The sequence below is a fragment of the bacterium genome (assembly GCA_036504735.1).
Taxonomy (GTDB): domain Bacteria; phylum Electryoneota; class RPQS01; order RPQS01; family RPQS01; genus DASXUQ01.
Genome location: DASXUQ010000010.1, coordinates 323143 through 349382 on the forward strand (window position 1 = coordinate 323143; position 26240 = coordinate 349382).

General features: G+C 60.2%; 19 protein-coding genes. All 19 read left to right on the forward strand.

The features are described from left to right. The first annotated feature begins 1 nt into the window (after position 1). The 19 genes from murA (at position 2) to recG (ending at position 26209) form a co-directional block, all read left to right on the forward strand. Positions 2 to 1264 (forward strand): UDP-N-acetylglucosamine 1-carboxyvinyltransferase, encoded by a 1263-nt coding sequence (murA, locus tag VGL38_10635; protein ID HEY3295884.1) that lies wholly within the window; start codon positions 2 to 4, stop codon positions 1262 to 1264. Beyond that, positions 1261 to 4716 (forward strand): DNA polymerase III subunit alpha, encoded by a 3456-nt coding sequence (locus tag VGL38_10640; GenBank protein HEY3295885.1) that lies wholly within the window; start codon positions 1261 to 1263, stop codon positions 4714 to 4716. The genes murA and VGL38_10640 overlap by 4 nt, the downstream gene beginning before the upstream one ends. Further along, positions 4713 to 6104 (forward strand): 30S ribosomal protein S12 methylthiotransferase RimO, encoded by a 1392-nt coding sequence (gene rimO / locus VGL38_10645; GenBank protein ID HEY3295886.1) that lies wholly within the window; start codon positions 4713 to 4715, stop codon positions 6102 to 6104. Before VGL38_10640 ends, rimO begins: the two co-directional genes overlap by 4 nt. Continuing rightward, positions 6065 to 7330, forward strand: coding sequence for a GWxTD domain-containing protein (locus VGL38_10650; protein ID HEY3295887.1), 1266 nt, complete (start codon positions 6065 to 6067; stop codon positions 7328 to 7330). Before rimO ends, VGL38_10650 begins: the two co-directional genes overlap by 40 nt. 2 nt (positions 7331 to 7332) lie before the next feature. Then, a complete protein-coding gene (locus tag VGL38_10655; protein ID HEY3295888.1) occupies positions 7333 to 8268 on the forward strand; it encodes an LD-carboxypeptidase in 936 nt (311 codons plus the stop codon). Continuing rightward, positions 8265 to 8903 carry a phosphoribosylglycinamide formyltransferase gene (gene purN / locus VGL38_10660; GenBank protein HEY3295889.1) on the forward strand — a complete coding sequence of 213 codons (639 nt, stop codon included), beginning with the start codon at positions 8265 to 8267 and terminating at the stop codon, positions 8901 to 8903. The genes VGL38_10655 and purN overlap by 4 nt, the downstream gene beginning before the upstream one ends. Continuing rightward, positions 8900 to 10438 carry a bifunctional phosphoribosylaminoimidazolecarboxamide formyltransferase/IMP cyclohydrolase gene (purH, locus tag VGL38_10665; GenBank protein HEY3295890.1) on the forward strand — a complete coding sequence of 513 codons (1539 nt, stop codon included), beginning with the start codon at positions 8900 to 8902 and terminating at the stop codon, positions 10436 to 10438. Before purN ends, purH begins: the two co-directional genes overlap by 4 nt. A gap of 18 nt (positions 10439 to 10456) precedes the next feature. Then, positions 10457 to 10795 (forward strand): hypothetical protein, encoded by a 339-nt coding sequence (locus tag VGL38_10670; protein ID HEY3295891.1) that lies wholly within the window; start codon positions 10457 to 10459, stop codon positions 10793 to 10795. A gap of 75 nt (positions 10796 to 10870) precedes the next feature. Beyond that, the gene (locus VGL38_10675) at positions 10871 to 11890 is read left to right on the forward strand and encodes a rod shape-determining protein (protein HEY3295892.1); all 1020 of its coding nucleotides are present in this window, start codon (positions 10871 to 10873) and stop codon (positions 11888 to 11890) included. A gap of 1 nt (position 11891) precedes the next feature. Then, the gene (gene mreC / locus VGL38_10680; GenBank protein HEY3295893.1) at positions 11892 to 12731 is read left to right on the forward strand and encodes a rod shape-determining protein MreC; all 840 of its coding nucleotides are present in this window, start codon (positions 11892 to 11894) and stop codon (positions 12729 to 12731) included. Continuing rightward, positions 12728 to 13207: a hypothetical protein gene (locus VGL38_10685; protein ID HEY3295894.1), complete on the forward strand. Its 480-nt coding sequence runs from the start codon at positions 12728 to 12730 to the stop codon at positions 13205 to 13207. Before mreC ends, VGL38_10685 begins: the two co-directional genes overlap by 4 nt. After that, entirely contained in the window at positions 13204 to 15117 is a 1914-nt protein-coding gene (mrdA, locus tag VGL38_10690) for a penicillin-binding protein 2 (protein ID HEY3295895.1), read from the forward strand. Before VGL38_10685 ends, mrdA begins: the two co-directional genes overlap by 4 nt. After that, entirely contained in the window at positions 15117 to 16331 is a 1215-nt protein-coding gene (gene rodA / locus VGL38_10695) for a rod shape-determining protein RodA (protein HEY3295896.1), read from the forward strand. Before mrdA ends, rodA begins: the two co-directional genes overlap by 1 nt. Beyond that, positions 16274 to 17917, forward strand: coding sequence for a M23 family metallopeptidase (locus VGL38_10700; protein ID HEY3295897.1), 1644 nt, complete (start codon positions 16274 to 16276; stop codon positions 17915 to 17917). The genes rodA and VGL38_10700 overlap by 58 nt, the downstream gene beginning before the upstream one ends. A 13-nt stretch (positions 17918 to 17930) precedes the next feature. Beyond that, positions 17931 to 18617 (forward strand): rhomboid family intramembrane serine protease, encoded by a 687-nt coding sequence (locus tag VGL38_10705; protein ID HEY3295898.1) that lies wholly within the window; start codon positions 17931 to 17933, stop codon positions 18615 to 18617. 18 nt (positions 18618 to 18635) lie between these two features. After that, positions 18636 to 21335 (forward strand): valine--tRNA ligase, encoded by a 2700-nt coding sequence (locus tag VGL38_10710; GenBank protein HEY3295899.1) that lies wholly within the window; start codon positions 18636 to 18638, stop codon positions 21333 to 21335. 2 nt (positions 21336 to 21337) lie between these two features. After that, complete coding sequence (locus VGL38_10715; GenBank protein HEY3295900.1) at positions 21338 to 22687, forward strand: hypothetical protein; 1350 nt, start codon at positions 21338 to 21340, stop codon at positions 22685 to 22687. Between the two features lie 53 nt (positions 22688 to 22740). Then, positions 22741 to 24105 (forward strand): DUF4139 domain-containing protein, encoded by a 1365-nt coding sequence (locus VGL38_10720; protein HEY3295901.1) that lies wholly within the window; start codon positions 22741 to 22743, stop codon positions 24103 to 24105. Further along, positions 24044 to 26209: an ATP-dependent DNA helicase RecG gene (recG, locus tag VGL38_10725; GenBank protein ID HEY3295902.1), complete on the forward strand. Its 2166-nt coding sequence runs from the start codon at positions 24044 to 24046 to the stop codon at positions 26207 to 26209. The genes VGL38_10720 and recG overlap by 62 nt, the downstream gene beginning before the upstream one ends. The last annotated feature ends 31 nt before the right edge of the window (positions 26210 to 26240 follow it).

Consider the following 26240-nt stretch of genomic DNA (forward strand, 5'->3'; position numbering starts at 1 on the left):
TTTGGATAAATTGGTAATTCAGGGCGGCCAACCGCTCGAAGGCGAAATCCGCATTTCCGGCTCGAAGAATGCCACGCTGCCGCTTCTTGCCGCGACGCTGCTTGCCCCGGGCAAGTACCGCTTTACAAATGTGCCGCGTCTGGCGGACGTGCGTACCATGTCCCATCTGTTGCGCATTCTGGGCGCGCAAGTGGATGAAAAAGAGCATGAGCTGGTGATTGACACCGCGTACGCTCGCTACAACGAAGCTCCCTACGAGCTGGTGAAGACCATGCGTGCGAGCTTTTATGTGCTCGGCCCATTGGTGGCGCGGCACAAGGAAGCCCGGGTATCGATGCCCGGCGGCTGCGCGTGGGGGCCGCGCCCGGTGGATCTGCACATCAAAGGGCTTGAGGCGCTCGGCGCAATCACAGACCTTGAGGAAGGCTTTGTGGTGGCGCGCGCGGAAAAGCTGCGCGGCGCAACCTTTGAGTTTCCGATTTCCAGCGTCGGCGCAACGGGGAATGTGCTGATGGCGTCCGTGCTGGCTTCAGGCCGGACCGTGCTGAAGAACTGTGCCGTGGAACCGGAGATCTCGCAGCTTGCCAAGTTTCTGACGCGGATGGGCGCGGACATCGACGGCATCGGCACGCGGGAGATGGTGATCAAGGGCGTCACGGAACTGCATCCGGTGGATGCGGAGATGATTCCCGACCGCATCGAGACCGGAACCTATCTGTGCGCCGTGGGCATGGCCGGTGGCCGGGTGAAACTCGATCACTGCGAGCCGCGCCACGTGGAGTGTCCGCTCGAGCGCGCAAAGGATATGGGGCTGCATATCGAATCCGACGGGGATTCGGTGACGGTGGAACGGCGCTCTTCCAAACTGATTCCGATTGATCTAACCACGGAGCCTTATCCGGGATTTCCGACGGATTTGCAGGCGCCGTTCATGGCGATGGCCAGCCTGGCCGACGGCACGAGCCGTATCACCGATACGGTGTATCGCGACCGTTTTACCCATGTGGCCGAGCTTGCCCGGCTCGGCGCGAAGATCTCCATGCAGGAAAACACGGCCGAGATCAGCGGCATCGCGGAACTGAAAGGCGCTCCGGTGATGTCGACGGATCTGCGCGCGTCGGTGTGCCTTGTGCTGGCCGGTCTTGCGGCGCGCGGCACCACCGAAGTCAAACGCATCTACCACCTCGACCGCGGCTATGAGAAGATCGAAGAGAAGCTGTCAAAGGTCGGCGCGCGAATTTCGCGCGAGGAAGGCGAGTTGTGAGCGCGGGCTTTGTCCATCTTCATAATCATTCCGAATACAGTCTGTTAGATGGCGCGTGCAAGGTGGGTGAGCTGATTCAGCGCACCAAGGAACTTGGCATGAACGCGCTGGCCCTGACGGACCACGGCGCGCTGTTCGGCGCGATGGAATTCTATTTTGCCGCGAAGAAGGCCGACGTCAAGCCGATCATCGGCTGCGAAACGTACATCTGCTCCAACCGCAAGGACCGGGGATCGCCCGGCGGACGATGGGGCGATTATGCCAACCATCTGCTGCTGCTGGCGAAGAACGAGACCGGTTACCGCAATCTCGTCAAGCTTTCGTCCATCGGTTACACCGAAGGGTTTTATTACCGTCCGCGGATCGACCACGAGATGCTGGCGAAATATTCCGAGGGATTGATCGCCACGTCGGGCTGCCTGGCGGCGGAGATTCCCACACTGCTGCTGAACGAGGACGAAGAGGGGGCGTGGAAGAAGGCCGGATGGTACCGCGAGGTTTTCGGCGACGATTTTTATATCGAGTTGCAGTGGCACAATCTGGAGGAGGACCGCAAGGTCTTCTCCAAGTTGCAATCGCTGTCGAAGAAGCTGGGCTCGCGGCTGGTCGGCACCAACGACACGCATTACCTGAAGCGCGAACACGCCGAAGCGCACGACATGCTGCTATGCATCGGCACCGGCGCCAACGTTGCGGATCAGAACCGGTTGCGGTTCGACACGCAGGAGTTTTATCTCAAGACTCCCGACGAGATGCGCGAGCTGTTCCGCGACTGCGACGAGGCCGTGGCAAGCACGGTGGAGATCGCCGACAAGTGCGACATCAAGCTGGACTTTTCCAAGCGCCATTTGCCGCGTTTTCCGCTGCCGGACGGCGAGACGGATGAGGTGTCGTTTCTGACCAAGCTGGCGCGTGCGGGAGTGGCGCGGCGCTATCCCAATGCGGGCCGGGACATTGAAGAGCGCTTGACCTTCGAACTGAACATGATTGAGCGCATGGGCTTTCCGGGCTACTTTCTCATCGTCTCCGACTTCATTCATTACGCGCGCAAAATCGGCGTGGCGGTGGGGCCGGGGCGCGGCTCGGCGGCGGGTTCGCTGGTGTGTTACGCGCTGGGGATTACGGACATCGATCCGCTGCGCTTCGAATTGTATTTTGAGCGCTTCCTGAATCCCGAGCGCATTTCGATGCCCGATATCGATATCGACTTTCAGGATGAGAGCCGCGCACAGATCATCGACTACGTCAAGGCCAAGTACGGCGCGGAATCGGTCACGCAGATCATCACGTTCGGAAGGCTGAAGGCGCGCGCCGTGATTCGCGACATTGGCCGCGTGATGGGCGTCAGCTACGGCGACGTGGACAAGCTCGCCAAAAAGATTCCCGAAGGCCCCAACGTCAAACTGAATGCTCCCGACGGGGGAAGCGCACGCAGCGCGCGCAAGGACAATCCGGAACTGGATGCGCTGCTGCAGGAACGGTCGGATTACCGCAAGATCTTTGAGGTCGGCGAGGTGCTGGAAGGCACGTGCCGCCACGCGTCGACGCACGCGGCCGGTGTGGTGATTACGCCGGGGCCGCTCACCGATTACGTGCCGCTCTACAAGCAGTCCGACGGCAGCATCACCACCCAGTTCGACATGAGCATCGTCGAGAAGATCGGCCTGCTCAAGATGGACTTCCTCGGGCTGCGCACGCTGAGCGTTCTTTCCCGCGCTCTCGACATGATCAAGGCGCGCGGCATCGAGGTGAACCTGCAGACGATTCTTGAAGAAAGCGATCCGAAGACGTACGAGCTTTTGTCCCGCGGTGATACCATCGGCGTGTTCCAGCTTGAAAGTCGCGGCATGCGGGACTGGCTGTCCAAACTGAAGCCCACGTGCCTGGACGACATCGTGGCCATGGTGGCGCTCTACCGCCCGGGTCCGATGGACATGATCGGCGACTTTGTCAAGCGCAAACACGGGCAGGAGAAGATTTCTTATCTGCATCCGAAGCTGGAGCCGATCCTCAAGACCACCTACGGCATTGCGGTCTATCAGGAGCAGGTGCTGGCGATTGCGCGCGACATGGCCGGCTTCTCCCTCGGACGCGCCGACATCCTGCGCCGCGCGATGGGAAAGAAAGATCCCAAAGAGCTGGCGCGGATGAAGGAAGAGTTTATTACGGGCTGCAAGGCGACTCACAAGATAAGCCAGGCGAACGCCCAGCAGCTTTACGATCAAGTAGAGAAATTTGCGGGCTACGGCTTCAACAAGGCGCACGCCGCCTGTTACGGAGTGCTGGCCTATCAGACGGCTTATCTGAAGGCGCATTTCACCGCTGAATTCATGGCGGCGGAAATGACGTCGTGGCACGGTGAGACGCGGGTGATGCCCAAGCTCATCAATGAGTGCCGCCGGTTTGGCGTCTCCATGCTGCCGCCGGACGTGAATGTGTCGGAGCGATTCTTCACGGTAGAAGAAGGCAAAATTCGCTGCGGCCTTGAAGCCGTCAAGAATGTCGGCGGCGGACCGATTGTCGCGATCCTGGATGCGCGGACAGAAGGCGGACCCTTTAAGACCTTTTATGATTTCGCGGCGCGGGTGGACACCAAGCAGGTGAACCGCAAGGCGATGGAAAGTCTGATCGGCTCGGGTGCGCTGGACAGCCTTGGCGGACACCGCGCGCAATACATGGCCGCGCTGGATCAGTTCTTTGCCTATGCCGTGCAGTCGGGCCGGGAACGCGATCTGGGACAGTCGTCCCTCTTCGGCGGGGGAAGCCCGGGCAATTCGCACGTGCGGGAACCGATGCTGCCGGACATTCCGCAGTATTCTGCCGATCAGAAGCTGAGCCTCGAGAAAGACCTTGTGGGCTTCTATGTGTCCGGCCATCCGCTGGACGACGTGCGCGACGAGATCGAGCACTTGTCCACGGCCACGCTCGGAGACACGTCTGAACTTGGCGATCAGCAAATGGTGCGCCTGGCCGGTGTGGTGACCGACGTGCGCCGTTCGCAGACGCGCAAAGGCAAGGCGATGGCTTCGGTGACGCTCGAAGACTTTACCGGCTCCGGCGAACTGCTGGTGTTCGGCGACGTCCTGGAGCAGTACGCGCCGCTGCTGCGCAAGGAAGCGAAGTTGGTTTTCAATACGCGGGTGAGCTGCCGGGAAGATGAAGACCCCAAGTTCATTACGCAGGATATTCTGACAATTGACCAGGCCAAAGCGGCCTTCGCCCGCAGCTTGTGGCTCACGCTGAACGAGACGAGTCTTCCCGAGTCCACACTTGACGCGCTCGAGGAACTATTTTTGAGGCACTCCGGAAACGTGCCGGTCTACTTTAAGGTCCAGCAGAACGGCCAGACGCGCGTGGTGGAATCGCGCCGCTACCGTTTGAAAACGTCCGTAGAAGTGCTCAAACAGGTTCAGGATATGCTCGGGATTTCCGAAGTCAAGGTGGGGAAGTGACCAAAAAGCACTGCGCGTCCACTCTCCGTCCGCAGCGCGTGGCTTTTCAGACTCTGGGGTGCGCCAAGAATACGGTGGATTCGGACTCCTTCGCGGCGGTACTACGCGCCGCGGGATTCGAAACGGTTTCTCAGCCCTCGCGGGCCGATGTGTTGATCGTCAATACCTGCGGCTTCCTCGACGACGCCAAAGTCGAATCGGTGGAAGTGCTGCTCGAAGCCGTGCGCTGGAAGCTGGCCAAGGATGGCCGCCGCGTGTATGCTATGGGTTGCCTCACACAGCGCGACGGCGGCGAAGTGCGGGACAACATTCCCGAACTGGATGGCGTGTTCGGCATCGGTCAGTGGACGCAGATGCTCGAAGCGATGGGCACCAATCCCCTCGCGCTCGACACCGAAAGCGCAGCGTTGACCTCGTTCACCGGAGCCGCGGGGCCGGGCTCAGCTTATCTGCGGATTTCCGACGGATGCTCCCATGCCTGCGCGTTCTGTTCTATTCCGCAGATGCGCGGCCTGTACCGCAGTGAACCGATGGAAAGCCTGCTGGCTGAGGCCAAGCTGCTGGCGGCAAACGGCGTGAAAGAGATCCTGCTCATCGGGCAGGAGACCACCAGCTACGGTGTGGACCTGTACCGCGAGCGCCGGATCGTCGAATTGTGCCAGCGCCTTTCGGATCTGGAAGGGCTTCACTGGATTCGGATTCTCTACGCGCATCCGCCGTCCACGCCGCCTAAGCTGCTCGAAGAACTGGCGCGAGTGCCGAAGCTGGCGCCGTACATTGATTTTCCCATCGAGCACGCGTCCGACCGGATGTTGAAGCTCATGAACCGCCGCACCACGGCAGCGCACATGAAAGAGACCATCGCCGCCTTCCGCGCCGTACTGCCGGAGTCGTGCGTGCGGACCACAGTGCTGGTCGGCTTTCCGGGCGAGACAACGGAGGATTTCGAAGTCCTCTACCGCTTCATGGAAGATGTGAAGTTCGAGCGCGCCGGTGTGTTTGCCTATTCCCCGCAGGACGGAACCCGGGGCGCCACGCTGCCCGATCCGGTCGAGGAGGGCATTGCGCTGGACCGGCTGGATCAGATCATGCGGCTGCAGAAGAAGATCTGTCTCGAGCGGCATCAGGCCCTCATCGGCAAGCAGATCGATGTGCTGGTCGAACGCAACAGTAAGAATCAATCCTGGGGACGCAGTGCCTGGGATGCTCCCGATATTGACGGCCGGGTACGAATCAACGAGGTCCTGACTCCGGGTCAGATGGCCACGGCCACCGTCACCAAGGCGTACGCGTATCAATTGGACGCGGCTTCGCTGACGGCGGGCAGGGAAAATTCGCAGAGGGATATATGTGGAAACTATGGCTTGCCTGTGCTCTCGCCGCGATAACTCTGGTTGCCTGCCGTGCCCCGCATCGGGCCATGCAACCGGATGGTTCGAACAACATCTATTCGGCGGGTGACGGCGCCCAATTTCGCTGCCAGCTCAGCCAGCGGCTGGGCGTGGAACCGGACTCGCTCCATCTGGTGGTGGCGATCAGCATCCCTTATGACAACCTGATTTTTTTGCGCACCGATTCGGGCTATGTCGCCACCTTTGAACTGGTGACGTCGCTGTTCCATGACAGCAGCGGATTGTACAGCGAACGGATTGCGGATTCCTACGCCAAAGTGGCGACCTTCAACGAGACCAACAGCCGCAGCCGCAACGTCGCGCGCGTCGAAGAGTTTCTCGTTCCGCCGGGCACCTACAAGGTGCGGGAGACGCTGACCACGGAGCGCGAAGCCCACAAGAAGTCGCGCTGGGAAGGTAGCATTAAGCTGCCCCGCACCGATCCGCGCTTGCGGGTATCGGACCTCTACTGGGCATCGGAAGACCGCGACCTGAGTGAACTGGGTGTGCCCAAGCTGGTGGACAGTTTCAACAGTACGGACAGCACCACACGCGCAATGGCGCAAGTCTACAGTTCGGCTAAAGACTCGATTTACTTGCACTGGTTTGTGGTTAATGCCAAGGCGGACACGGTTCGCCGCGCTGATGCCGCCGTCATGCCGGACAGCACGGTGCAGGAAGTCTGGTACGCGATGGACCTGAAGGGTCTCACGCCGCAGCGCTACACCCTGAAATTGGCGGCGGATGCCGATGGCCGTCATGAAGCGCGCGAACGGGGATTCGGAGTCCGGATTTCGGGCATTCCCATCGCCATTACCGATCTCGATCTGGCGGTTCGCCAACTGAAGTACATCGCCAATTCGGAATGGATGTCCAAGCTGAAGGCCGCGCCGGCCGCCGACAAGGAAAAGGTCTTCAAGGACTTCTGGCAGGATCAGGCCAAGTCGGCCCATGCCGAGGCCGATGACCTGATGGATGAGTATTACCGGCGCGTGCAGTATGCCAACGAGCATTTTGCCACCAACCGCTCCGGGTGGGAGTCGGATCGGGGCCGGATCTATGTCACCTATGGCGAGCCGACCGACATCGAGCGCCATCCCTTCGAAGCCGGCTCGCGGCCCTACGAGATCTGGTACTACAACAATCTCGCCCGCCGCTTCATATTCGTGGACTACACCGGATTCGGCGATTACACACTGGTCGGCCCGGAGTGGGGCTACTGAACGTGATTGTTCCCGCTCCGCTGCGCGCAGGCGGCACGATTGGGATCTGCGCACCATCCGGCCCGGTGGACCCCGCCCGTTTGAATGCGGCGATTGCCGCGTTGCGCGCGTCGGGATTTGACGTTCAGACGTCCGCTTCCGCCTTCTCCCGCTCAGGCTACCTTTCCGCCACGGACGACGTGCGCGCCCGCGAACTCGAAGAGATGTTTGTGCGTGACGACATTGATGCCGTCATTTGCGCGCGGGGTGGGGTGGGGGCAAGCCGCCTGCTGGAGATTCTGGATACCGCGCGGATTGCCGGACATCCCAAACCCTTTCTCGGATTCTCCGACAACACGGCGCTGCAATGGCTGCTGTGGGGGCGGCACCGCTTGGTTTCCTTCTCCGGCCCGATGGCGGTGGACTGGAGCGGCCTGGTCAGTGAGCACACCCTGCGCCTCGCGCTCGATGTGCTGATGGGCGATGCACCGACCGACCTGCTGAACGGTTTTTCGCGGGACGGCATCCACGTCCTGCGCGGCACCGGATCGTTTGCCGGCACGCTGCTGCCCGGCAACCTCACCATGATCAACACCCTGCTTGGCACCCCGTATCTTCCCGCTTTGGATGGCACGCTGCTCCTGATCGAAGACGTGAATGAACCGCCCTATCGCATCGACCGCATGCTGTTCCATCTGCGCAACGCGGGAGTCTTAAGCCGCATTGGCGGCCTGTTGTGCGGTGACCTGGATGCCAGTGCTGATGAGGCGGAACGCGCCCTGGTGCGGCAAGCCGTGCTGGATGCGATGCGCGGGACATCTTGCCCGATTGTCACGGGATTGCCCTTTGGTCATGGCCGTGACCGTATGACCTTGCCGGTCGGCGGGACCGTGCACGTGAATCTTGACACTTTGACCCTTGCCTTGCGCGCAGCGGTCACACCGGAACCTTCTGCATGAGCCGTCTGCGTCTTGCCTTCTTCGTGTCCGGCAACGGCACGTTATTCGAATCCATCGCCGCCCGCTGCCGCAGCGGAGAATTGAACGCCGAGCCTGCGCTGCTGATCTCTTCTTCCGCCAAGGCTCCCGCTCTCGAACGGGCACGGTGGCTGGATGTTCCAACCGCCGTCATGCGCCGCGCGGATTTTTCCTCCGACGAAGCGTTTTCCGATGCCATGCTTGCGGCGCTGTCTGAACATCACGTCAATTTTGTCTGCCTGGCGGGCTATTTGAAACTGGTCCCCGCCGCGGTGGTCGCCGCGTTCCGCCACCGGATGCTGAATATCCATCCCGCGCTGCTGCCCGCCTTCGGCGGACAGGGCATGTACGGTCACCGGGTGCACGAGGCGGTGATCGAGTATGGGGCGCGCATCAGCGGCGCTACGGTGCATATGGTGGATGACCAGTATGATCACGGTCCGATAGTTTTGCAGCGCGCGGTGTTCGTACGCCCCGACGATACCGCCGATACGCTGGCCGAGCGGGTGCATGAAATCGAACACGATCTCTATGTCGAAGCTGTCCGCCTGTTCGCGGACAATCGTATCGAGATGAAAGAACGTCATATACGAATCTTGCCGGGAACACGCGAATGATAGAAATTCGTCGAGCAATTATCAGTCTGAGCGACAAAACGGGATTGCCGGAACTGGCCCGCGCGCTGGCCGGACGCGGAGTGCAGGTGATCGCCTCGGGCGGCACGGCCACAGCCATTAAGGCCGCCGGCTGCGCGGTAACGCCGGTGGAAGAATGGACCGGGCATCCCGAAGCGCTGGAGGGCCGCGTCAAAACGGTTCATCCGCGCATTCACGGCGGCATTCTCGCCCGCCGTCATCATGCGTCCGATCTCGAAGATATGGCACGCCTGAAACTGGAACCGATTGACCTTGTGGTCGTTAACTTCTATCCGTTTGAAGCGGTGCTGGCTTCGGGCAAACCGGAAGCGGATATTATCGAATCCATCGACGTCGGCGGCCCTTCCATGGTACGCGCCGCGTGCAAGAACAGCCAGGATGTCGTGGTGCTGACCGACCCTGCCCAGTATCAGGATTTCCTCGAACTGCTGGACCAGAATGCAGGCCGGGTGCCCGAAGAATATGCCCGCCGCTGCGCCGCCCGTGCCTTTGCGCGGATGGTAGCCTATGACAGCGTGATCGCGGGCTGGTTCAACGAAGGTCAGATGGAGCCGCTGGTGCTGAACCGCGTTCGCGGTCTGCGCTACGGAGAGAACCCGCATCAAAAGGGCTGGCTGCTGGCGCCGTGGGGTCAACCGGCCACCGGACTGGTCGCCGCCGATCAGATCTCGGGCAAAGAACTTTCCTACAACAACCTGCTCGACGCCGAAGGCGCGTTGCGTCTGCTGGCCGAGTTCGATGAGACCGCCGCAGTGATCATCAAGCATGTGACGCCCTGCGGCGTCGGCGTGGCGGAGACTCCCGCCAAGGCTCTCGAACTGGCCCTCGAAACGGATCGCGTGTCCGCCTTCGGCGGCATCGTCGCCCTGAATCGCGAGATGGACGAAGCCGCGGCCACTGTGGTGGCCGATATGTTCCTTGAGGTCATTCTTGCGCCGTCCTTTACGGCCGAAGCCCGCGCGGTCTTTGCCAAGAAGAAGGCGCTGCGGCTGATCTCCTTTGACTGGAATGAACTCAAGAGCCGCACGTCCACGGAAGAATTGCGAGTGATCTGGGGCGGCTATCTGGCGCAGGAGGCCGATTTCGGTTTTCCCGAATTCGCGAATCTTAAGACCGTCACCAAGCGCGCCCCCACTGAGCAGGAATCGGCGGCGATGAAGCTCGCGTGGAAGGTCTGCAAGCACGTTCGCTCCAATGCCATCGTGTTCGCCGATGCGAAGCACACGCTGGGCATCGGTGCCGGGCAGATGTCCCGCGTGGACTCGGCGCACATCGCCGTGCAGAAAGCCGGCGCTTCCAACCTTGATCTTCACGGCAGCGCCTGCGCTTCCGACGCTTTCTTTCCGTTCCGCGATGGTTTGGACGTTGCCGCGCAAGCAGGCGCTACGGCGGTCATCCAGCCCGGCGGCTCGGTGCGTGATGAGGACGTCATTGCCGCCGCCGACGAGCAGAATGTCGCCATGGTGTTTACCGGCCGGCGGCACTTTAAGCACTAACTTTTCCGGAGTCTTTCTATGCAGTGGCCTCGCAACCTTGATCCCCCGCTCTATGTCCGGCCTGCCTCGCGTGTTCGCTACGCCGGCAAAGACTACATCGTTCGCCGTGATGTCACCGGAGCCATCTTCGCGCTGATCGGCCGCATGACGCGCAAACTTCCCAACATCGAGGCCGCCATCATTGCGGCCCGCAATCAGAAACTCATTGCCCAGTGGGGCGGCTATTATGCCGTTTATGTGCGCGTGGATGACGAAGAAAAGCCGATGATCCTGAACTTCCTTTGGGAATTCGAGAAGAAACGCGGCGTCCAACCTCCGAAGCCGGGCGACGAAATCCGGCTGTCCGACGATAGCTGACCGCCAGCCTAACCAATCTGTCTGACCTGCGTAGCGGCAATCGATCCGTTGCGCACATTTACCGAGGTATACCTAATGTTCTCTCTGAGCGGGCTCTTCGCCAATGAAGTGGCAATTGACCTGGGAACCTGCAATACGTTAGTCTACGTGGAGGGCAAGGGCATCGTAGTGCGCGAGCCCTCCATGGTCGCCGTGCGCAAACGCGACAACAAGGTTGTTGCCATCGGCACCGAAGCCCGCGAAATGCTCGGCAAAACCCACCGCGATCTCGAAGTGGTGCGCCCGATGCGGGACGGCGTAATTGATGACGACGAACTGGCCGAAGTGATGATCCGGGCCTTCATCCGCAAGGCGCAGAAGAACCGGCTGATGAGGCCGCGCGTCATCGTCTGCGTGCCTTCCGGCGTCACCAAATCGGAAAAGCGCATCATCCGGGATTCGGCGGAACACGCCGGCGCCCGCGAAGTATACCTCATTGCCGAACCGATGGCCGCCGCACTGGGTGTGGGACTGCCGGTTAATGATCCCATCGGCAGCATGGTGATCGACATCGGCGGCGGCACCACGGAAATCGCCGTGATTTCGCTCTCCGGCATCATCACCGATACCTCGATCCGCATTGCCGGCGATGAACTCGACGAGTGCATCGTGCAGTTCATGCGCCGCAATTACAATCTGCTGATCGGCGACCGTACGGCCGAAGAGATCAAGGTCCGCATCGGCTCGGCGGTCAAGCTCGAACAGGAACTGTCCATCGTGGCCAAGGGCCGTGACCTTGTCGAAGGTGTGCCCAAGGCCATCGAGATCAATTCGATTGAAATCCGCGAAGCTCTGGCCGAACCCATTTCCCAGATCGTCGACGCCGTGCGTACCGCACTCGAAAAGACTCCGCCCGAACTGGCCGCGGACATCCGCGACCGTGGCATTGTCATGACCGGCGGCGGCGCCCTGATCAAGGGACTGGATGTGCGCCTGCGCGAAGAAACTTCATTGCCCGTCATTCTTGCCGATGATCCGCTGACCTGTGTGGTGCGCGGTACAGGCAAGGTGCTTGATGATTTCGAAACATATAGCAAGGTTCTGCTCCCCTCCTGATATGCCCCGGAGTTCATCGCCTCTTTTTGCACCGCGACTGGATTGGGTCATCTTCCTCGCTACGGTCGGCTTCTCGCTGACCCTTCTCTTTTTCGGTAAGGGTAAAGCGGCAGCCGCCGCCAAGCAGGAGATCGGAGGAGCCGTCGCGTACCTTGCCAAGCCCGTCCTCTTCGTACGCCGCACCTTCGGCCTCTGGCAGGAGAACTCGGTTCTGCGCGAGCAGGCCGTTTCCCTCAGCCAGGAGAATGGCGACTTGCGGGATCAAGCCCTCGAAAATGCCCGCTTGCGTGCCATGCTCGGGTTCAAGGGCCGCTTCGCCATGCCTTTGGCTACCGCCAGCGTGATCGGCTATCCCGGCTCGGAAGTCGGTGGCCGCATTCTGCTCGACGTGGGCCGTCATGACGGCATCCGCACCAACTCCGCCGTGCTGACCCCCATGGGACTCGTCGGCAAAATTGTCGAAGTCTCCGAGTTTGCATCTCTGGTGCAGACTCTCGAAGGCAATGCCTACGGCGTTTCGGTGATGATCGAACGCTCGCGGGTTGCCGGAATTTTGCGCTGGATCGGCCCGCATGAATGGACCATTGTCGGATTATCCACCGGCGAAGATGTGCGCGTGGGCGATCTGGTGGTGACTGCGGGCGCCGGTATGGTCTTTCCCAAGAATATTCGCGTGGGCGTGGTCACCAAAGTTACCGGACAGGGGACTCCCAACTCCGGGTGGTGCCGCGTCCGGCCTTTTGTGCGTTTTGAATCGCTCGAAGAGGTCTTTGTGGCGGCTCCGCCCTCCACCGCGGACCGCGGCGCCGATTCGCTGATGGCGCGGGAGGCCCGCCCGTGAGCTTTATCGGTTTTGCCGTGGTGGCTGTGGTGTTGCTGGTACTGGATGTAGGTCTGGGAGGATTGCTGTCGCTCGGCCCCATCCGCCCGTCGCTCACGCTGCCGTTTGTTGTCTACATCGGCCTGCAGCGCGGACCCATTGCCGGGACATTGTTCGGCGCGGGCATTGGGCTCGGCCTGGATGTCCTCGGCGCTCTGCCGCTTGGCGCCACATCGTTCTCATTCTGTATCGTGGGCTTTGCCTGCGGGAAGCTGTGGAAGAATGATAATGCGTTCCGCCTGCTCTGGCCGTGGAGCGCGTTCCTGATCCTTGGCGGAGTCTTCGCGGAAGCGGTCTCCCATTACCTCGTGGCGCGTGGCGGCGGTCTGGAATTTCTGCCGCTCTTTGTACGCAGCGGCCTTCCCACCGCCCTGTACACCGCCATGCTCGGTGTTCTCTGGTTTCTGTCTCCCTTGCACCGCGTTCGGTCCTCATGATCATAAAGAAGGCAAGCGCCGAGACCCTGCGTCTCGGATCGTTTCTTGCGGTGGGCGTGCTGCTCTTCGGCTTAATGGCTGTGCGCCTCGTCAAAGTCCAGGTAATGGATTGGGCGGAATACCGCGACAAGTCGGATCATAACAGGTTTCGCCTGATCGAAATCGTCCCGCCGCGCGGCGTGCTGCGCGACCACAACGGGCGATTACTGGTGACCAACCGCCCGACGTACACCTGCTACGGTGTTCCGCGCGAACTTTGGCGCGACAAGAAAAGCATGGCGCTGCTGAACGAAGTGCTGAAGATGCCTGAAGGGTATCTGGAAAATGAAGTGATCCAGCCGTTCAAGCACACCTTTGCGCCGATGCGTATCAAGCGCGACCTGTCGTTCGAAGATCTGTCCGCCTACGAAGAGGTGCGCGACCAGATTCCCGGCGCGTTTCTTGAAGTGGAACAGAAACGCTCCTATGAGGGTAAGCTCGGCGCGCAGGCCTTTGGTTACGTCGCCGAAGTCTCTAAAGAGGAAATGGACCACTTCCCCGAGGTCTCCTCCGGTGACCTTGTCGGCAAACGCGGCCTGGAGAGAATTTACGATGCCGATTTGCGCGGCGTGAAAGGCAAGCGCTTTTCCGTGGTCAATGCCTTCGGGCAGGAAGTGGGAGAAGGTGACAGCCTTGCTCACGTAGATCCCATCCCCGGCAAGGAATTGTGGCTGGCGATGGACCTTGATGTGCAGGCTGAGGCGGAATCGCTGCTTACAGATAAGATCGGTTCCGTCGTCTGCATCGATGTGCGCACCGGCGGCGTCGTTTGTATGGCCAGCGCTCCCACCTATGACCCCGAGATTTTTGCCGGGCGCGTGGAAGCCTCGCAGTGGAACGCGCTGATGGAAGATCCGAAGAAGCCAATGCTCAACCGCTCGGTGCAAACCATGTATCCGCCCGGTTCGACCATCAAGCCCGCCATGCTGACCGAGGCCTTGCAGAGCGGCGCGATCACGCCCACGTGGTCCATCAGTTGTCCGGGATATTACACCGTCGGCAACCGTACCTTCAAATGCTGGAAGAAGGGCGGGCACGGTCATGTCGTACCGATTCAGGCTGTCGAGGCGAGTTGTGACGTGTTCTTTTACAGAGTCGGTATGGAAATCGGTCCGGACGGCATTCACAGCGCCATGACGCGCTTCCATCTGGGTAAGCCGACCGGCGTGGATCAGACGTCGGAGGCCGGTGGCCTTGCACCGTCTGTGGCCTACTATAATAAGCGTTACGGTCCCACGGGCTGGACGCGCGGTTTTATTCCGTCGATCTCCATCGGACAGGGTGAAGTGCTCGTCACCCCGGTGCAGATGGCGGCCTACGCCGCGGCGGTTGCGGACGGACACGTCTGGCGCACGCCGCACCTCGTGAACGGGGTTTTTGACCCGCAGACTCAGACGTTGGAGAAAGTCAAGCCTTCGCAAGACACCATACAGGCGGACCAGGAAGTTCTGGCCATGGTGCGTGAAGGCATGCGCCGCGTGGTGTGGGGCGATCAGGGTACGGCCAGAGCCCAGCGCGATGATCAGGTGGCCATTGCCGGAAAGACCGGCACCGCCCAGAACTCCCACGGCGATGATCACGCATGGTTCATCGGCTATGCTCCGGTGGACAACCCCATTGTCGCCTGCTGCGTGCTGGTGGAATTCGGTATGCACGGCTCGTCCGCTGCGGCCCCGATTGCTAAAGATGTGATGAAGAGATATGTGCTCGAAGAGCGGGCGCGCGAGGGGCAGTCGCCTCAGGCGTCTCCTCCGGAACCTGCGCAGAAGCCGGATTCGCTGTCCAACGCTCCGAAGGAACCCAAGGAACCGAAACCCGCTCCGGCGCAACCGGCTCCGGGACAGGTGGTCTCGACGGAAGGGAGCCACTGATGGGCGAGCAACGCGGTCTGGATGTCTGGCTCCTGCTTTCGGTGATGGGCCTGGTTACCGTCGGCCTGCTGGCCAACTACTCGACCAGCTATGCCGAAGGCGAACTTGCCTTCGGGCATTTTTACCGCCAACTCATTTTTGCGGCCATCGGTTTTGTCTGCATGATGGGCGCGGCATCCATTCCTACCAAGTACTTTCAGCAGTTCGCGTACGTTGCGTACGTGCTTGGCTTCCTCGGTTTGATTGCAATTCTCGTCGTCGGTTCGTCGAAGATGGGCGCAAAGCGCTGGATTGATCTCGGTCCGTTTCAACTCCAGTTGTCCGAGATCGGAAAATTTACCGTGCTGCTTGGCGTGGCGCGGTTTCTGACCGACTTCCCGCGCGATACGAAGAAGAACTGGATCACCCTGACCGCCATAGCCCTTGCGGTCATGCCCATGGGACTGGTGCTGGTTGAGCCGGACATGGGCACGTCGCTGGTGTATCCGATGCTCTTGCTCTGTCTGCTCGCATGGGGAGGGACGCCCGGCTGGCATCTGCTGCTGTTGATTACCCCCGTTGCGGCGGTTATGACCTCCTGGCACCGGACGCTGCATATGAGTGTGCTGGCAGGCTTGCTCGCTCTCGTTGGCCTGACGTCCCGCAAGATCGTTCCGGTGCTATTGGCAGCGGTGGTCTTCCTGTTCGTCGGATCGGCGACTCCGCACCTCTGGGGCAAGCTGCGCCCCTATCAGCAAAAGCGGCTGCTCACATTCATCAATCCGGAAGCCGATCCGCTGGGCTCGGCCTACCAGCTCATTCAGTCGAAAATTGCGTTGGGTTCCGGTGCACTGACCGGCAAAGGGTTCCTGAACGGCACCCAGACGCAGCTCAAGTTTTTGCCCGAAGGCCACACCGATTTTATTTTTTCGGCTTGGGGCGAGGAATTCGGTTTTGTGGGCACGATTGCCGTCACCGCACTTTTCTTCATTATTTTCTATCGCGGGCTGCGTCTTGCATCGCGATGCCATAACCCCTTTTACTCGCTTGTGGCCGCTGGAATTGTTGGAATGATGGCGGCGCAGGCCCTGACCAACCTGTTGATGACGGTGGGGCTGCTGCCCGTAACGGGTGTGCCGCTGCCGTTCATCAGTTATGGTGGAAGTTCTCTTCTTACATGGATGACTCTCTCCGGTCTCCTGCTCGGTATCAGTTTCCGCTGGCGCGAACACTGAGCTGGGGATGTCTGCTGCTGTTCGCATTGCTGTCCGCTGCCCACGCTGAAGATCTGCTCTGGCCCCTTGGCGGCGAAAAATCGATCACGGGCGGTTTCGCCGATACCCGGCCCGATCATTTTCACGGCGGCCTCGATATTCATACCGGCCCCGAACATCTCCCCGTCATGGCTCCCGCCGACGGTTGGATCGAGCGTATACAAATTGTCCCGCCCGGCTACGGGCATGTGCTCTACTTCCGTTTGCCCGATGGCCGCACGGCCGTATTCGGCCACCTGGACCATTTCAATCCCGTGCTCGAAAAGATGATGCGGGATTCGCAACTGGTAACGGGCAGTTGCAGTGTGGATCTTCTGTTCGACAAGCCCGCTCCGGAGCGGCAGTTCCAGCGAGGCGACGTGCTGGCCTACACCGGGCACAGCGGCGCCGGCCCCGCGCATTTCCATTATGAGATCCGCGAGGGCGCGGTGCAGACCGATCCGTTGCTCTATTACGGTCCGCACGATAACCAGCCTCCGAAAATTCTCTCCGTGCGCTGGACGACGCTCTCTGACTTCAGCCCTTCCGACATCGGACAGCCCATTCTCGGAGGTGGGGGAAAGAAGGGAAGACGCGCGCCGGGCGGTAATGCGATTTCGGCAAGCGCCCCCGTCGCGTTCTTTGTTCAGGCATATGATCCGGGGCCGTGGGGACGCAATGCCACACCTTATGTCATGCGCGTCAAAGTGGATGGTCTGCCGGTCTACGAAGACACCACCGGCCGCATCAACCTTGCCGGACCGCGAAACATTTACGAGAAGACGGTCTGGCCGTTCAAGAGCGGCAAGCATAATGACCTATGGCGGCTGTTCGATGAGCCTGCGCCCCCCGAATATCAGGATTCCGCGCGCGATGGACGCGGCTGGCTCAGCCATTTGAACCACGCCGATGTGACCATTGAGATCGGGGACCGCGGCGGAAATGTGACTGCGGCGCACTTCACCGTCACCAGCGGTGCCTGGCCCCGCGTGACTCCCAAACCGCTGCCCAGAGAAATCCGCATCGGCGAATTCTGTCTCGACACCAAGAGCGATCCGGTGGCTGCGTGGGCCCGAATCACGGAACTCGGCTCCGATGAGATTTCCATCGGCCCGGCGGGATTTGCATTCAGCGGCAAAACAAAACTTTGCCACTGTCTGCGCGACTTGGAGCGCAAACAGGGAGCCTTTGTTTACGAGCGCGGCGGAAAATCCATCCGTGCCCAGTGGCCCAGCCTTTCCGAAGCGGGCGACACCCTGTCCTGTCAGATTCTGCGCGGCGGCATCTATGGCGTGGGCTTCGATCATGAACCTCCGTTGTTGACCCTGAGCGCCAAGGGCGACCGCCTTGGGTTTCATCTGACCGACGATCTGTCCGGAGTAGATTACACCGCTCTCCGCTGCACCGTGGACGGACTGACCGCGATTGCCGACTTCGAGTTTGAGGAACGCGGCGGAGATATTTGGACCCGGCAGCCGCTGAATCGCGGTGCACACGAGATTTCTTTTACCGCGGCTGACCGCGCAGGCAACAGCCGCACCTGGCACGAGACGGTTATGCTGCGTTAAAGAGGACTCGACTATGATTCCGATTCGTGATGAACTCCCTACCACGCGTAAGCCTTTTGTCACCGTCGGCCTCATCGTCATCAACTGCGTTGTCTTTCTTTGGCAGATTGTGCAGCCCGCGCCGGTTCAGGAAAATATCGTCTTCACATTCGGAGCGGTGCCGGCGCAGCTCATGGCGGACTTCCAGCAACTGCCGCAGTTCCCCGCGCACTGGTTCACGCTGATCTCTTCGATGTTCCTGCACGGCGGCTTCTTGCACCTTGCGGGAAATATGCTGTACCTGTGGATCTTCGGCAATAATGTCGAAGACTACCTCGGACACTTCCGCTTCACGCTTTTTTATTTTGCCTGCGGCATTGTGGCGGCGCTCACCCACGCGGTATCCGATGTGCTGTCCACGGTGCCGATGATCGGCGCGTCAGGTGCCATCAGCGGTGTGCTCGGAGCCTATTTGCTCCTGTACCCCAAAGCGCGCGTGGTGCTGCTCATCTGGTTCTTCTTCTTCCTGCGGTTCGTCCGCGTTCCGGCGTTCGTTGTGCTCGGCTTCTGGTTTGTGATGCAGCTTAGCGGCATCCTGTCATCGCCCATCAATCAGGCGGGCGGAGTGGCGCTCTGGGCGCACGTCGGAGGATTCATTTTCGGTTTTGCCGTGGTCCGTCTGCTCGGAGGTCCCCGCCGCCCGAAGCCGTACTTTGCCTGAATTTAACCTGTTATCCTGATGCCAACCGTTCAACTCGATAAAGCTTACAATCCTTCCGCGGTCGAAAGCGCGCTCTATGAGTCGTGGGAATCCCGCGGCTACTTCACCGCGCCGGTTCGCAAGGACCGCAAACCCTTCGTCATCATGATCCCGCCGCCCAATGTGACGGGCGTGCTGACTATGGGCCACGTGCTCAACAACTCCCTGCAGGATGTTCTCATCCGCTGGCACCGCATGAGCGGCGAGGACGCGCTCTGGCTGCCGGGCATGGACCATGCGGGCATTGCCACGCAGATCAAAGTCGAGGCCGAACTCTCCAAGCAGGGATTGACCCGCTACGATCTGGGCCGGGAGAAGATGATTGAGCGGATCTGGGAGTGGAAGGAACACCACGGCGGCATCATTCTCAAGCAGCTCCGCAAACTCGGCGCCTCCTGCGACTGGACCCGCGAGCGCTTTACCCTCGATCCCAGTCTGTCGCGTGCCGTTTCGACGATCTTCGTTCGCCTCTACAACAAGGGCCTCATCTATCGCGGCAAACGGATTGTCAACTGGGACCCGGTCTCCCGCACAGCGCTCTCCGATGAGCAGGTGGACTACCGCACGGTGTCCTCGCATCTGTGGCATATTCGCTATCCGCTGAGCGACGGTTCCGGCCATCTGGTGGTGGCGACAACCCGCCCCGAGACCATGCTCGGTGACACCGCCGTCGCCGTCCACCCCGAAGACGAGCGCTATCAGAGCATCATCGGCAAGACGGTGGATCTGCCTCTGGTGGGGCGCAAGATTCCGGTTATCGCCGACGAGTATGTGGACCGCTCCTTCGGCACCGGCTGCGTCAAAGTCACGCCGGCGCACGACCCCAACGATTTCGAAATGGGCATGCGCCACGATCTCGAGTTCATTACCGTTATCGGCCCCGATGGCAAGATGACCGACTCCGCTTCCGAAGCCTATCGCGGCCTGTCCCGCGAGGAATGCCGCAAACTGGTGATTCGCGACCTTGAAGAGCAGGGCGCGATGGAGAAAATCGAGCCCTATACGCATCAGGTCGGCCACAATGAGCGCAGCGGCACGGTCATCGAGCCTTTGCTCTCAGAGCAGTGGTTTGTGCGTATGAAGAGTCTTGCCGAGCCGGCCATCGCCGCCGTGCGCGAAGGCAAGGTCAAATTCTATCCCAAGCATTGGGAGAAGACCTATTTCCACTGGCTGGAAAACGTGCGCGACTGGTGCATCTCCCGCCAGATCTGGTGGGGCCACCGCATTCCGCTCTGGACCGTCAAGGAGACCGGGGAGATCATCTGCTCGGCGGACGATCCCACCAAGGATGCCAAATACGCCGGCCTGACTCTCGAACAGGATCCCGACGTGCTCGACACATGGTTCTCTTCCTGGCTCTGGCCATTTTCCACGCTCGGTTGGCCCGAAGAGACGGCGGACCTCAAGCATTTCTTTCCCACCAGTGCGCTCGTCACGGCTCCGGACATCATTTTCCTGTGGGTCGCGCGCATGATCATGGCTTCCGAGGAAGTCTTCGAGGTCGAGCCGTTCAAGGATGTCTACTTCACCGGCATCGTGCGCGACATGCGTGGCCGCAAAATGTCCAAGTCGCTGGGCAATTCGCCCGATCCGCTGGCGGTAATTGACCAATTCGGCGCGGACGCTCTGCGCTTCACCATGATTCTGCAGACGCCCCTCGGCGGCGACATTCGCTTCGGCACCGAACTCTGTGAGATGGGCCGCAACTTCGCCAACAAGATCTGGAATGCTTCGCGTCTGCTGCTCATGAATCTCCCCGAGGAGGGCGAAGAATTCCCCTTCCTGCCCGTGGACTGCATGAGCACACCGCCCGCCAATCTGATTGACCGCTGGATTACCTCGCGCTTCTTTACCACCACTCAGGAAGTCACCCGCGCGCTCGAAGAGATGCGCTTTGCCGATGCCGCGAAGATCCTCTATGCGTTTGTGTGGAATGACTTCTGCGACTGGTACCTCGAACTGATCAAGACACGCCTGCAAGCCGGTGGCGATCAACGCAATGAAGCTCTGGCGCACGCGCTCGGAATCCTGCACGGTTTCCTGCGCCTGCTGCATCCGTTCATGCCGTTCATTACGGAAGAAATCTTCCAGACGCTGCGCAAGCTGTCGGAAAATCACTGGCCCGAGGCCCAGCGCACCGAAACCATTATGTTTGCGCCGTTCCCCACGGTCCGCACGGAGTTCATGGACGCGGCGGTGGAAGAAGAATTCTCGCTGTTGCAGGATGTTATCAATTCGCTGCGCAATATTCGGGGTGAACTGCGTATTGCCCGCTCGGTGAACATGACCGCCGGCGTTATCGGCGCAGCGGGACCGCAAGCGGACTTCCTGCGCGACTTTGCTCCCGTTATCCAGCGTCTTGCCGGAATCGAAGAACTGCATTTCGACAGCGCCAAGCCGCGTGGCAGCGCATCTGCCGTCGTGCAGAATCTGGAAATCTACGTGCCGCTGGGTGGTCTGATTGACCTTGCCGTCGAACAGGCGCGGCTCTCCAAAGAGCAGGATCGTCTGGTCAAGCTCGTGCAATCCACCCGGGCCCGGCTAAGCAATGAGCAGTTCGTGAAGAATGCCGATCCGGAAGTGGTGGAGGCGGAGCGCGTCAAGCTTGCCAGTCTCGAAGCTGCATTGGACAAAGTTGTTCGCTATGTCGAAGAGATCAACGCTATCACTGAGGCCTGATCATGAAACTTCTCGCCGCATCCTTAATACTGCTTTCCCTGAGCCTGTGCGCGCTGGCCGAAACCGGCGTGTCGCTCACGGTGTATAATCAGAATCTGGCCCTCGTGCGCGACACGCGCAAGATGACCTTCCCGAAGGGGAAGGGCGAGGTGCAGTTCCGCGACGTCTCCGCCCAGATCGACGCCACCTCTGTGCATTTCAAGGCCGGCGGTGTACAGATGCTCGAGCAGAATTTCGATTATGATCTGGTCTCGCCTGATAAACTGCTGCAGAAATATGTCGACCAGAAAATCGAAATCGTCTCCAAAACCGGCGCCGTCACGCGCGGCACACTGCTCACGGCGCAGGCGCAGCCTTCAAACCAGATTGTGGTGCGGCAGGATGACGGCACGCTGAAGAGCATTCTGATGTCCGATAACGTCGCCGAGATCCGCTACCCCACGCTGCCCGAAGGCCTGATCACCAAGCCCACCTTGCGCTGGCTGGTCAACAGCGATGGCAGCGGCGACAAGGAAGCGGAAGTCTCCTATCTGACCACCGGCCTCGAATGGAAAGCCGACTACGTGATGTTGCTGAATGAGCCCAACACCCGCGCCGACCTTGACGCCTGGGTGACCCTCGACAACACCAGCGGCGCCAGTTACCAGAACGCCAAATTGAAACTCATCGCAGGCTCGGTGCATCGCGTGCAGCCGCCGCAAATGCCCATGCCGATGATGGATCGCATGGTCAAATCGGCCGCTCCCGAGCGGCAGTTCGAAGAACAATCGTTTTTCGAATATCATCTTTACACCTTGCAGCGCCCGACGGACATCCTGAACAACCAGACCAAGCAGGTGAGCCTCTTCCCGAGCACCACGGCGGGAATCAAGAAGGTCTACACCTATGATTGGCAGGCGAACAAGGATCGCGTCGGCGTCTCTGCCGAGTTCGAAAATACCGAGGCCAACGGTCTCGGCATGGCGCTTCCCGGGGGCCGCGTGCGCGTCTACCAGAAGAGCGCCGATGGCAGCCAGGAATTCGTCGGCGAAGACAGCATGGAGCACACGCCGAAGAATGAGAAGGTCACCGTCACCATCGGCAATGCTTTCGATATCGCCGCCGAGCACAACCAAACCAACTTCCGCCGCATTTCCGACCGCGTGATGGAGACCGATTTCGAGGTCAAGCTGCGCAACCATAAGAAGGAAGCGGTGCAAGTGGTCGTGGTGGATCACCTCTGGGGCGATTGGGAAATCACCCGCTCCAGCACTGAATACAAAAAAGTCTCCGCGAATAAAGTGGAATTTCGTGTCACCGTTGAACCCGAACACGAGTTCAGTCTCACCTACACCGTCCGAACCACGAGCTGACCGCGGCACTCTGTTTGCCGTCTCGCTTCGTCACTGCAACTGGGAGAACAACCATGCGAGTCCTGCTTGTCTTCGCCGCACTTTCACTGTCGCTCGCGTTGGCCGCTTGGGCACAACCCGGCGTTACGCTGACGATTTACAACAAAGACCTGATGGCTGTCCGGGAGACGCGGCCGATTGAGCTTTCCCGTGGCGTGTCCGAATACAGATACACAGATGTCGCGGCACGCATTGACGCCACCTCCGTAACGTTCACTGCTCCCGGTGTCGAGCTTCTCGAGCAGAACTTCGATTTTGATCTGCTATCTACCGAACAACTGCTGAAGAAGTTCTCGGGCAAAGAGGTGGAAGTAGTGACGGATAAGGGAGAGGTATTGCGGGGAGACCTGATGACGTCTTCCAGTGGCGGAGACAGCTATTACTCCTCGCGGCAGGTGATCTTGCGTCTGCCGGACAAATCCTTGCGCACCTTCGATTCGCAGCACATCGCGGGCATGCATTACCCGACGCTTCCCGACGGGGTTATCATGACACCCACGCTGCGCTGGCGAGTGAATGCGGAGAGCGGTGGCACAAAACAGGCTGAGATTGCCTATCTGACCAAAGGCATTTCCTGGCGCGCAGATTATTCCATGGTGCTGAGCGAGGAGTCCGATGCCGTATTGCTGGGCGCTTGGGTAACCATTGACAACAAGTGTGGCGCGAGCTACAGGGATGCCAAACTGAAGTTGCTCGCGGGCGATGTGCATCACGCGGACGATAAAGTGGCCGCCGCGATGGCCGTGGCCTACAAGGCCGCGGCGCCCTCAACTGAACAGCCGTTTGAAGAGCACGGTCTTTTCGAATACCATATGTATACCTTGGAGCGGCCTGCCAACGTGCTCGACAAGGAGACGAAGCAGATTGAACTCTTCAAGCCCACCCACGCCAAGGCCACGCGCATTTATGAGTATAATCCGCAGCGTAAGGAAGACCGCGTGGGCGTCATGATGGAATTTGAGAACAATCAGGCGAATGGCCTCGGCATGGCGCTCCCGGGAGGTCTGGTGCGTGTTTACCAGAATGACAAGGATGGCGCGCGCGAGTTCCTCGGCGACGACCGCATTGACCACACTCCCAAAAACGAGAAGGTGCGAGTCCGGGTAGGCGAGGCCTTCGACATAACGGTTGCCCGCGAGGCCAAGGATCGGCGCCGCCAGCCCAACAACAGCGTCGACACCGACTGGGAAGTGCGCCTCCGTAATCACAAGTCTCAAGTCGTTACGGTTGACGTGCTGGATCACATTGTCGGTATCTGGAATCTTGTCCGGTCCAACTATCATTTTGAAAAAAATGATGCTCAAACAATAGAAGCCAGTGTCCTCTGCGAACCTGAAAGAGAAGTCATCATTACCTACACCGTCCACACCGGTCCATAGCGGCACGCCGGCGGGCTCACGACTGAGCGCACCGGTGGAAATCCTCTACTCCATCGGACCGGAGCGCGCCAAAGCTCTGGCGGAATTCGATGTCCAGACGGTCGGTGATCTGCTGGAATTTTTCCCGCGCCGCTATCTGGATCGTTCCCACATTGCGCGCATCGGTGAACTCCAGCCAACCGAACATGAAGTCACTGTGGTGGGCACGGTGGCCTATGTTCAGCCGATGCACACCCGCCGTGGCCGCCAATGGCTCGTCACCGGAATAGACGATGGCACGGGCGTGCTGCAACTGGTGTGGTTTCAGGGCATCAGCTATTGGCAGAAGGCCATGCAACTCGGCCAGATCGTCGCCGTCTCCGGCGTGATCACCGAGAAAGACACATGGCAAATCGTCCATCCTGCCGTCGACCGTCTCGGCGAGGAGGGCGACAAGGAAGCGTACAACACGGGTCGTATCATCGCGCTCTATCCGGGCAGCCTGTCGCTGCGCCGCGTCGGACTGGAGAGCGCCACCTTCCGCCGCATTATCAGCGCCGCGTTGAAACTTGCCAAACACGAGCTGACGGAGTTTCTTCCCAGTGAAGACTTGCACGCCATCGGAGCCTTAACCCGCTCCGAGGCCATCGAGCAGATTCACTATCCGGAAAACTGGGTCCAGCTTCAAGCCGCCTGGCAGCGGATTCGCTATGAAGAGCTGTTCTTCTACCAGATGCTCTTTGCGCGCCGCCGCCGCCTGAACGCCACCATCCCCGGCGGTGTGGCCTTCGAGACCATCGGCCCCATCACCAAAAAGATTCTGGAAGCGCTGCCCTTCAAGCTCACAGAAGGGCAGAAGCAGGTCCTGCACGAGATCCGTACCGATCTGCAAAAGCCCATTCCCATGCAGCGCCTGTTGCAGGGAGAAGTCGGCTCCGGCAAGACCACCGTTGCCCTTGTAGCTATGGCTATGGCCGCCGATTCCGGCTATCAATCCACACTCATGGCGCCGACCGAGCTGCTCGCCGAGCAGCACTTCAATACCATCACTGGTCCCGCAGAAGCGGCGGGCATGCGCGTGCGCATCATGCGTGGCAAGCAGAAGATTGCCCAGCGCCGCGAGGTGCTGAATGCTCTGGCCACTCATGTGGTGGATATTGCCGTGGGTACTCATGCGCTCTTGCAGGAGAAGGTAGAGTTCGACAAACTGGGCCTGGTTATCGTGGATGAGCAGCACCGCTTCGGCGTCGAACAACGCGCCGCGCTGCGCTCCAAAGGCACGCGTCCCCATCTCTTGTTGATGACGGCCACGCCCATTCCGCGCACGCTGCGCCTGTCGCATGTCGGCGATCTGGATGAGTCCATTCTGCGCGAACTTCCCGGCGGCGCCCGCCGCGTGCAGACTCTGCGCCGCAACGAAATGGACCGCGACAAGATCTACCGCTTCCTTGTGGAGCAGGCCAAAGCCGGACAGCGGTCTTTCATCCTCTGTCCCCTCGTTGAAGAATCCGAAAAGGTGGACACCGAAGCCGCGGTCAACTACTATGAGCGCGTCGCCCACGGCGCGCTGCGCGAAGTGAGTGTCGGCCTCGTGCATGGCCGCCAAAAGCCGGAAGAGAAGTACGCCGCGCTGGAGAAATTCCGCCGCAACGAAACCTCGATTCTTGTGGCTACTCCGGTGATCGAAGTTGGGGTGGATATTCCCGAAGCGTCGGCGATGCTCGTGGAAAACGCGGAGCGCTTCGGTCTGGCCGCTCTGCACCAGCTTCGTGGCCGCATTGGCCGCAAAGGGCAGAAGGCCTGGTTCATCCTGTTGCCGTCTTCCAAGCTCACCGTTGAAGCCGAATCGCGTCTGAAGGCCCTCATGGAAACCGACGACGGCTTCGTACTCGCCCAGAAGGATCTCGAACTGCGCGGCTCCGGTGAATTCTTCGGTACACGGCAAAGCGGCGAATTCGATCTGCGCTACAGCGATCCCGTCCGCGACGAGGCCTTGCTGCTCGCCGCCCGCGAGCGCGCCTTCTCCCTTATCGAACGCGATCCCGACCTAAGCGGCTACCCCGCCCTCAAAGCCCGCTTCGAGCAGAAGCACGCCCATAAGTTGGAATTCCTCGCCGGAGGATAATCGGCTAAGGATGAAGGCGGAAGAATGAAGC